Here is a 7546-nt window from a genome sequence, read left to right on the forward strand (position 1 = left end):
CATCACCCCTCCCACACCCCCTATAATCACGCCTCGGTCTCGTCGCTTGGAGGGCTCGCTTGGCCTGCGACCTTGCGGCGGCGGGAGCGGATGGAACGGGAGCGGGGGTGCAACTCCTCCGCGCCGACGGCGTCTCAGGACGTCGGCGGAGGGTCGAGGGGGATACTCGATCGCACTCGGGACGGTGTTCGCAGACCCTCCCGACCCGTCGCAGGCTTATGGGGTTAGGCGATAAGACCGCCACCGCTCGGCGCCCCGAGCTTGCAGGCCAACCATTCGCGCGGGGCGTCAAACCTTCGTCGAAACGGTACTCAAAACACAAAAACTCCGGGCGAAGGCCCGGCGCCCCGCCCAGCCCTCCGAACTTCGCAGCGAAAGCGCGAGGGCGATCCCCCACGCCGTCATCGCGCCCGGTTCAAATCGTCACCAAGGCGCCCTATGTCAGCGGGCCACCACGGAGCCGCCTCTTGCTGATCGTTCTTTCTCCCGCCAAGCGGCTGGACTTCACTGAAGCCGACCCCGCCATTCCCGGCCCGGACCGCCGCTTTCTGGACGACACGGCCAGCCTGGCCGTGACGGCGCGGCGTCAGACCAAGGCCGATCTGCGGCGTCTGATGGGGATTTCCGACGACCTGGCCACCCTGAACCTGGAACGGTTCAAGGCCTTTGATTCGGACTCGACCGACGGGGTCCAGGCCGCCTTCGCCTTCGCCGGCGACGTCTATGAAGGCCTGAAGGCGCGCGAGCTCGACGTCGAGGCCCTCGACTTCGCCCAGGACCGGTTGCGCATCCTGTCGGGCTTCTACGGCCTGTTGCGCCCGCTGGACCGGATCCAGCCCTATCGGCTTGAAATGGGCACGCGGCTCAAGACCCGGCGCGGGTCCAGCCTTTATGATTTCTGGGGCGACCGGATCTCGAAACAGCTCAACGCAGACGCCGAGGGCCACGCCGACCCGACCCTGGTCAATCTGGCCAGCCAGGAATATTTCGGCGCCGTCGACGCCAAGGCCCTGAAACTGCCGGTCGTCACCCCCCAGTTCCGCGAAGAGAAGAATGGCGAGAGCCGCATCATCTCCTTCTTCGCCAAGAAGGCCCGCGGGGCCATGGCCCGGTTCGCCATCGACGAGCGGGTGGAACGGGTCGAGGACTTGAAGGCTTTCGACCGCGACGGCTACAGGTTCGACAAGGCCGCCTCGACGGACAACGAGTGGATATTCATCAGGTCGGGAAATTCTTGATCCCCGCCCCGTCCTGCCGCTAGTCTCTCGACAAAACACGAAGGGCGGATTCATGTTCAACTGGTCGAAGTCATCCAAGGGCCCCAGCGCCGCACCAGCCGCCGCACACGGCGACGCCCCGGTGTTTCGCGACATCGGCGACCTGAAGGGTCAGGTCGCCGTCATTTCGGGCTCGACCTCGGGCATCGGCCTGGCCCTGGCGCGGGCCGTGGCGGCGCGCGGCGGCGACGTGGTGCTGAACGGTCTGGGCGATCCGGCCGAGATCGAACGCACCCGCGCCGGGCTGGAAGCCGGCTCCAGCGGCCGGGTCCGCTATCACGCGGCCAATATGATGCGCGGCGATGAGATCGCCGACATGGTCGCCTTCGCCAAACATGAGTTCGGCCGCCTCGACATCCTGGTCAACAACGCCGGCATCCAGCACGTCGAATCCGTCGAGAAATTCCCCACCGACAAGTGGGAGCAGATCATCGCCATCAACCTGTCCTCGGCCTTCTACGCCACCCGGGCGGCCATTCCGATCATGAAGGCCCAGGGGCGCGGCCGGATCGTCAACATGGCCTCGGCCCACGGCCTGGTCGCCAGCCCGTTCAAGTCGGCCTATGTCGCGGCCAAGCACGGGATCGTCGGCTTCACCAAGACGGTGGCCCTGGAACTGGCCCAGGACAATATCACCTGCAACGCCATCTGCCCCGGCTTCGTCGAGACCCCCATCGTCGAGAAACAGATCGCCGACCAGGCCCGCACCCGCGGCATCTCCAAGGAACAGGTCCTGCACGACGTCATCCTGGCCGCCCAGCCGACCAAGAAATTCGTGACGACCGACCAGTTGGCGGGCCTCTTCCTCTATCTGGTCAGCGACCTGGGCGCCTCGGCCAATGGCGCCAGCTTCTCCATCGACGGCGGCTGGACCGCGCAATAGACCAACGACCTAGGGGACGGCGGCATGGCGATCTTCAGACGCAAGGCCGCCGAACCGGCGGACATCGTCCCGTCGGCCTCGGGACGACGGCCCCTGTCCCTGGCGCTGCAGGGCGGCGGGGCGCACGGCGCCTTCCAGTGGGGCGTTCTGGACCGGCTGCTGGAGGACGGCCGGCTGGAGGTTCGCGCCGTCTCGGGCGTCTCGGCGGGGGCCATGAACGGCGCAGCCCTGGTTTCGGGTCTCGCCGCCGGCGACGCCCGCGCCGCCCTCGACAAACTGTGGCGCGAGATCAACCAGTCGGGCGGCCGCAACGTCTTCGGCGACAGCACCCTGTGGAACCCGGCCCAGACGCCGGACTGGATCAAGGACACCCCGCTATGGCGCGCCGGCGAGACCTTGGCCATGTCCATGAGCCCCTATGAATTCAATCCGCTAAATCACAACCCTCTGACACGGGTTCTAAAGGCGGCGGTCGATTTCGGCGCGGTTCAGGCATCCGATATAAAGATGTTCGTCGCCGCCACCGCCGTGCGCCAGGCCCGGGCCCGCATCTTCGAATCCGGCGAGATCACCGCCGACGTCCTGATGGCCTCGGCCTGCCTGCCCCATCTGTTCCAGGCGGTCGAGATCGACGGCGAACCCTATTGGGACGGCGGCTACCTGACCAATCCGCCGCTGTGGCCCCTGACCGGCGATGACACGCCCGACGACGTCCTGCTGGTGACGCTGAACGCCATGGTTCGCGACGAGACGCCGCGCAGCGCCGGCGACATCGTCGAACGGCTGAACGAGATCGTCTTCAACGCCCCCCTGGTCGCCGAGCTGCGCGCCATCGCCATGGCCGCCGAGATGATCGCCGGGGGCCAGCTGAAACACGGCGGCGGGTCCTATCGTCAGGTGCGGCTGCACGCCATCGAGGCCGACGGCTGGCTCTCGGACCTGTCGCTGAGGTCCAAGTTCAACACCGAATGGAGCTTCCTCAATGATCTGAAGGCGCGGGGACGGGCCGCCGCCGACGACTGGCTGGAGACCTGCCTGCCCTGCGTCGGGCGGCACTCCAGCGTCGATCTCCAGGCCCGGTTCGGCTAGCCGACGAAGCCGGCGGCGCGGCGCAGACGGTCGTTGATCGCCTCGCCCAGACCCTGTGACGGGATCGGCGACACGGCGATTCCGGCAGGATGCGTGCGATCCGCTTCCCTGAACAATCTGAACAGGTTGGCCGCCGCTTCTCGCAGATCGCCCGAGACGCTCAAGCTCCAGCGCGGATCGCCCGCCCCCGGCCCGAAGCCCAGCAGGATCTCGCCGTCACGAGGCTCGACGACGTCGATCCGAACCGGGGCGTCGGGGGCGTAATGCGCCGCCAGCCGGCCCGGCGACCTGTGCCCGTCGCCGCCGTCCGCCAGCGGCCCGACCACGGCCTCGATCTCGGCGCGGGTCACCGCGCCCGGCCGCAGCAGCGACACCCGCCCGCCCAGCACCGACACGACCGTGCTCTCCAGCCCCACCGCGCAGGGGCCGCCGTCCACGGCCGCCGTGACGGCGAACCCCGTCTCCTCGACCGCATCGGCGAAATTCGTCGGACTGGGCCGTCCCGACCGATTGGCCGAGGGCGCCACGACCGGCCCGCCAAAGGCCGACAGCACCGCCCGCGCCGCCGCATGGCCCGGAACCCGGATGGCCACGCTGTCCAGCCCGGCCCGGGCCAGATCACAGACCCGCCCTCCGTCCCGCACCGGCGTCACCAGGGTCAAAGGCCCCGGCCAGAAGGCCTCGGCCAGCGCCCGGGCCGAAACGTCGAACACCCCGACAGCCTCGGCCGCGACGGCGTCGGCGACATGAGAAATCAAGGGATTGAAGCGCGGCCTTCCCTTGGCCTGGAAGATGGCGGCCACCGCCTCCGCGTTGCCCGCGTCGGCGCCCAGGCCATAGACGGTCTCGGTCGGCAGCAGGATCAGTTCGCCCCGGCGCAGGGCCGTGGCCGCCTGATCGGCCGTATCGCCGGACCTTTGGGTCATGGCCGACGCGGGATCAGCGGGATCATCCGGTGCAGCACATTGTCACGATTGATGAATTGATGCTTCAGCGCACCCAGCACATGAAGCGCGATCAGGACATACAGACCCTTCATCACCACCTCATGGACCTCCATGAACCGACCCGCCGTCTCGCGACCGCCGCCGACCGGCAGCAGGGGCCAGTCGAACAGACCGAACCAGGCGATCTCACGCCCGGCCGCCGATGAGGCCAGCCAGCCGGTCATCGGCATGGCGATCAGGATGACATAGAACAGCACATGGGTCGCACGCGCCGCCTGCCTTTCCCAGCGCGGCAGGTGGCCCGGGAGGGGGATGGCCGGATGCGCCAGCCGCCAGCCGATTCGCGCCAGGGTCAGGACCAGGATGGTGATGCCCACCGACTTGTGCAGCATGACGAATTGGCCCGACAGGACGCCTTCCGTCTTCTCATGCGCCGTGATCAGCAGCACCTGGGCCAGCACGCCCAGGGCGATGATCCAGTGCAGCGCCAGCGACACCGTCGAATAGCGATTGCGAGGTTCGGCCATGACTTCCCTTCCGTGGCGGCAGGGCGCCAGTGTGCCCCGACGAAGAGCCTTGCGCCAAGCCGCTTGCGACAAGGGGCGATGACGAGGCACTTAGGCCTGAATATGCATCGAGGAAACCCATGAGCTACCGCGCACCCGTTCGTGATCTGGCCTTCACCCTGGAGGCCATCGCCGGCATGGCCGACGTCGCCGCCACCGGAGCCTTCCCGGACTATGATTCCGACGTCGCGGGCGCGGTGCTGGAAGCGGCCGGACAGTTTTCCGAGGAGGTGCTGGCCCCATTGAACCGCATCGGCGACCAGCAGGGCTCGCACTATGCGAACGGCGCGGTCACGGCCGCCCCCGGCTTCGCCGACGCCTATCGCCAGTTCGCCGCCGGCGGCTGGACCGGCCTGTCGGCTCCGGTCGAGGTCGGCGGCCAGGCCCTGCCCAAGGCGCTGGAGCTGGCGGCCTATGAGACCGTTCACGCCGCCAATATGGCCTTCGGCCTGTGCCCCATGCTGTCGCTGGCGGCTATCGAGGCGCTGGACCAGGTCGGGACCGAGGAACAGAAGGTCAAATATCTGACCAAGCTGGTCAGCGGCGAATGGACCGGCGCCATGGTCCTGACCGAACCGGGCGCCGGCTCGGACCTGGGGTCTCTGATCACCACGGCCACGCCGAACGGCGACGGCACCTACGCCCTGAACGGCCAGAAGATCTACATCACCTGGGGCGACCACGACGCCACCGACAACATCATCCATCTGGTTCTGGCCCGCCTGCCCGACGCGCCCAAGGGCCCCAAGGGCATCAGCCTGTTCCTGGCGCCCAAGTTCGCGGTCAATGACGACGGCAGCCTGGGCGACCGCAACGGTTTCCGCCCGGTCGGGGTCGAACACAAGCTGGGCATCCACGCCTCCCCGACCTGCGTCATGAGCTATGAAGGCGCGCGCGCCGAACTGGTCGGCCGACCGAACGAGGGCCTGGCCCATATGTTCGTGATGATGAACGCGGCCCGCCTCGCCGTGGGCGTCGAGGGCGTCGGCATCGCCGAACGCGCCTATCAGCACGCCCTGGCCTATGCGCTGGACCGTCGTCAGGGCCGCTCGGTCTGGACCGGCGAGGCCAATGCTCCGATCTTCGACCATCCCGACGTGCGGCGCATGCTGGGGGTGATGAAGGCCAAGACATCGGCCGCCCGCGCCGTCTGCCTGTCGACCGGCGTCGCCGCCGACCTGGCCCGTCATGCCGGAACTGAGGAGGATCGTCGGCGCTGGAAGGCTCGCGAGGACCTGTTCACCCCCATCGCCAAGGCCTGGTCCACCGACGTCGGCTGCGAGGTGGCGTCGCTGGGCGTCCAGATCCACGGCGGCATGGGCTTCATCGAGGAGACGGGCGCCGCCCAATATTACCGCGACGCCCGGATTGCACCGATCTACGAAGGCACCAACGGCATCCAGGCCATGGACCTGGTGGGCCGCAAGCTGTCGATGGACGGCGGGGAAGCGGCCCGGGCTCTGATCGCCGACATGAAGGCGACCCTGGCGGACCTGGCCCACCTCTATTCCGGAAAGCCGCTGGAACGGTTCGCCACGGGGATCGAGGCGGTGCAGGACGCCACCCTGTGGCTGCTTGATCGCAAGGCCGAGGCCGAGGCGGCCGCCGATGTCCTGGCCGCCGCCGACGCCTATCTCAAACTGCTGGGCGACGTGGTCGGCGGATGGATGCTGGCCAAGGGCGCCCTGGCGGCCAAGGCGCGACTCGACGCCGGCGAGGGCGACCCCGTGTGGCTGCAGGGCAAGCTGGACCTGTATGAGGTCTATGCCGCCAATGTGCTGGGCCATGTCTCCAGCCGCCTGGCGGCCGTAGGCCAGGGCGGCGATCTGTTGAAGCGGTTGACGGCCGAAGCCCTGACGGGGTGAAGCAGCGGCCTCAGGGCGCCGGCGCGGCCTTCTGGTCCAGCAGGTCGACCGCCTCACGGATATAGTCGGCGTGGACCACCACGCCGATCTTCAGGCGCTCGTCCTGAACGATGACTTCCTGGGTCAGAACCCCCGCGACACACGGATGGACCGGCGACACCTGCGTCGCCGGCGTCCAGAACACCGGTCCGCCCGAGTCGCCCGGAAAGACGGCCAGATCGAGCAGGAAGGTCGGAAAGGCGTCGATCGGAGTCAGCGGCCAGGATGCGATCCGCCCGACGCGCAGGATCGGAAACCCGGCGCGGTTGGCTGACCGCCCCCGGGGAAAGCCCAACGTCCGCATAGCGTCGCCCGGCCCGACCTCGGCTGCGTCGAACGCCTCCCTGTCCGCCAGCCATGCGATCGGAATGGCGTCACGGGCGAAGGCTGCCGGCGCGCTGATCTCCATGACCGCAATGTCGCGGTCGCCCGGCTTGGTCCATAGCGGGTCAGACTCTGCGTCCCGAATGATCAGCGGCTGGGGATCGAAACGCCACCCGCCGTCCGGCAGTTCGACACGCCATCCGATCCGCGCCTCGCTGTCGGGCATGCGGCTCAGCACGTGATCGGCGGTGACCAGAACGGTGCGCGGCGTGCCGTCCGCGCGGGGCGCATTCAACAGAAAACCGGCGCCCACGGTTCGCGTGCCGTCACCGTTCGGCTGGTCGATCTGGACCGTCGCACGGATCATGGTCACGGTCAGGTCTCTGGCCGAACGCGACACGGTCTGCGTCGCCTCGGCGGAGGTCGTCGGCAGGGTCTGGAGGTCGAACATCAAGGCAAAGCGCCTCTCTGGGCTTTTCTTCATTTGACGCCGCCGTGGGCCACGCACAAGGTTCGGGTCAGAATAAGGGGGCCTAACCGATGAACCGTCGCCAAC

General features: G+C 68.2%; 7 protein-coding genes. 4 read left to right on the forward strand and 3 right to left on the reverse strand.

Going from position 1 to position 7546, the window contains the following annotated elements; all coding sequences use genetic code 11:
* Positions 1 to 467 precede the first annotated feature (467 nt).
* The 3 genes from yaaA to ER13_RS14805 all read left to right on the forward strand — a co-directional run bounded on the left by yaaA (position 468) and on the right by ER13_RS14805 (position 3249).
* The gene (gene yaaA, locus ER13_RS14795; RefSeq protein WP_035310433.1) at positions 468 to 1238 is read left to right on the forward strand and encodes a peroxide stress protein YaaA; all 771 of its coding nucleotides are present in this window, start codon (positions 468 to 470) and stop codon (positions 1236 to 1238) included.
* Positions 1239 to 1359: 121 nt separating this feature from the next.
* Positions 1360 to 2160: a 3-hydroxybutyrate dehydrogenase gene (locus ER13_RS14800; protein ID WP_035310443.1), complete on the forward strand. Its 801-nt coding sequence runs from the start codon at positions 1360 to 1362 to the stop codon at positions 2158 to 2160.
* Positions 2161 to 2184: 24 nt separating this feature from the next.
* A complete protein-coding gene (locus tag ER13_RS14805; RefSeq protein ID WP_052005144.1) occupies positions 2185 to 3249 on the forward strand; it encodes a patatin-like phospholipase family protein in 1065 nt (354 codons plus the stop codon).
* Here ER13_RS14805 and ER13_RS14810 read toward each other — a convergent pair.
* Positions 3246 to 4175 (reverse strand): L-threonylcarbamoyladenylate synthase, encoded by a 930-nt coding sequence (locus ER13_RS14810; protein ID WP_035310435.1) that lies wholly within the window; start codon positions 4173 to 4175, stop codon positions 3246 to 3248. The genes ER13_RS14805 and ER13_RS14810 overlap by 4 nt on opposite strands.
* Positions 4172 to 4723, reverse strand: a complete 552-nt coding sequence (locus ER13_RS14815) for a cytochrome b (protein ID WP_035310437.1) — start codon at positions 4721 to 4723, stop codon at positions 4172 to 4174. Before ER13_RS14815 ends, ER13_RS14810 begins: the two co-directional genes overlap by 4 nt.
* Positions 4724 to 4842: 119 nt before the next feature.
* Here ER13_RS14815 and ER13_RS14820 point away from each other — a divergent pair, with 119 nt between their 5' ends.
* On the forward strand, positions 4843 to 6627 hold the full coding sequence (locus ER13_RS14820; protein WP_035310439.1) for an acyl-CoA dehydrogenase: 1785 nt from the start codon (positions 4843 to 4845) through the stop codon (positions 6625 to 6627).
* A gap of 10 nt (positions 6628 to 6637) precedes the next feature.
* On the opposite strand, the gene ER13_RS14825 is transcribed toward ER13_RS14820, so the two are convergent.
* Positions 6638 to 7441, reverse strand: a complete 804-nt coding sequence (locus ER13_RS14825) for a serine protease (RefSeq protein WP_035310441.1) — start codon at positions 7439 to 7441, stop codon at positions 6638 to 6640.
* Positions 7442 to 7546 lie beyond the last annotated feature (105 nt).

Origin of the sequence: Brevundimonas sp. EAKA, assembly GCF_000698025.1 — a bacterium.
GTDB lineage: Bacteria > Pseudomonadota > Alphaproteobacteria > Caulobacterales > Caulobacteraceae > Brevundimonas > Brevundimonas mediterranea_A.